The sequence below is a fragment of the Alcanivorax sp. HI0044 genome, assembly GCF_001634945.1.
The window spans coordinates 1-1,891 of record NZ_LWEZ01001907.1 but is presented as its reverse complement, the minus strand read 5'-3'; the positions used below and the strand labels follow the sequence as shown (position 1 = coordinate 1,891).

2 protein-coding genes are annotated in these 1,891 nt (G+C 54.8%); one reads left to right on the top strand and one right to left on the bottom strand.

What is annotated here, in order from left to right; genetic code table 11:
- Positions 1–311, bottom strand: a 311-nt coding sequence (locus A3730_RS28450; protein WP_197477720.1) for a cytochrome ubiquinol oxidase subunit I, incomplete at its 3' end; no start/stop codon positions are given.
- Between the two features lie 301 nt (positions 312–612).
- On the opposite strand from A3730_RS28450, the gene A3730_RS28445 reads away from it, so the two are divergent.
- Positions 613–1,626: a putative solute-binding protein gene (locus tag A3730_RS28445; RefSeq protein WP_063521093.1), complete on the top strand. Its 1,014-nt coding sequence runs from the start codon at positions 613–615 to the stop codon at positions 1,624–1,626.
- Positions 1,627–1,891: the final 265 nt, after the last annotated feature.

Here is a 1,891-nt window from a genome sequence, read left to right as displayed (position 1 = left end):
GCCGTCAACACTTCGTAACCCAATAACGGGCCTGCGATATTCCCCGCTCTTTCCATAAAGCCGGGCCAGTTGGTGCCGAACTGGAAACTCATGGTGATACCCGACACCACACCCAACGCAAAGCTGAGGGCAAAAATCTTTACCCAGAAGAAATAGGCGTATTCCCAGGCCTTGTCACCCGAAAAGGTATAACGCAGCCGAAAATAGAACAGGACCCAGCACAGGCCGATGGTGATAGTGGGAAACAGGATATGAAAGCTGATATTGGCGGCAAACTGCAGCCGGGCCAACAGGAACGGATCAAATTCCACCGGGGCAACTCCTTCCTTTGTCCAGTGACGAGGCGTCACTCTCCCAGACAGTAGCACAGACGATTGCCGGGTAAATGAGACAAAAGGTCCATGCAGGAGCCCGGGCAAGGCGCCACCGCATGTGAAGAGGACGGCAAGAACCAACAGGTGTTAACACTTTGTATACACCCGCAACATTTCCCCGCCCTGTCCACAACACGTTATGCACAGCACGAATCCGGTTTAGCCAACAAAATGCAGTTCATGAAACTGGTAATCCATCCGAGTCATGCCAACGCGTTTACTTTCTGGAGAGCACACCATGAAAACAAGAATGGGGCTGGTCGCCCTGGCCACCGCAGCCATGTTGTCCCTGAGCAGCAATGCCATGGCGCTGACCAAACGAACGTTCTGCGTCTTCGACATCATTGGCGCCAATGGCGACACCTTCAACATCATGCGCGACTACAAGACTGCCGCCGTCGCATGGGGCGTGGATGTGGAGTTAAAACCCTACACGGATGAAAAAATTGCATCCGAGGACCTGAAGGCCGGGCAATGCGACGCCGCCGTCCTGACCGGCATCCGTGGCCGCCAGTTCAACAGCTACACCGGCAGCATGGATTCTATCGGCGCCATCCCCAGTTATGAGGCCATGAAAACGGTGATTGCCGTGATCGCCAGCAACAGCCCCAGCGTCAACAAACATCTGGTTTCCGGCCCCTATGAAGTGGGCGGCGTTGCCCCGCTGGGTGCAGCCTTCCTGTTCCTGAAAGACAAGGAAATCGATACCGTTGAAGAACTGGCAGGCAAATCCATCGCCGTCCTTGAATATGACAGCGCACAGGCCAGCATGGCGTCCCGTGTCGGCATGTCGCCGGTTATGTCCGATATCACCAATTTCTCCACCCGTTTCAACAACGGTTCCGTGGATATCTGCTTTGCCCCGGTAATGGGTTACTCCGCACTGGAGCTGTACAAGGGCATGGCTCCGGATGGCGGCATCCTGGACTATGTACTGGGTCAGCTGAGCGCTCAGGTCATTTTCAAAAAGGACAAATTCCCGGAAGGCTATGGCCAGAAATCCCGAGCCTTCATGTACAGCCAGTTTGATCGGGCCATGAAGCTGATCGATAACGCCAGCAAAGAAATCGCCGATCGTTGGTGGATCCGCATCCCGGAAAAAGACAAGTTGCGTTATGACGAAATGATGCGTGAAGCCCGCATTGAGCTGACCCAGAAAGGGGTATACAACAAGGACATGATGTCCCTGCTGCTCAAGGTTCGCTGCAAGCAGGAGCCTTCACGGGCCGAGTGCGTTAACCCGGTGGAATAACCGGCTCTTGACAGACCGCCCGGGAAAAACGCCGCCAGCACTCTGGCGGCGTTTTTCGTTTCATGCAGGTGAGAACAGATCACCTTGCAGCAAAAAACGCTGACCGCACAGCAATTGAACGCCACCCAAAAGCTGGGTAACTTATTGAAACAGGCACCGTCTGTGCGGACCCCACTTTCACACTGAGCTGCAGCGAGCCATGGCCCTGACTTCCGCGGATGTTCGCAACGCCGAACCGCTCCAGAAAGACTATAAACTCCACGAC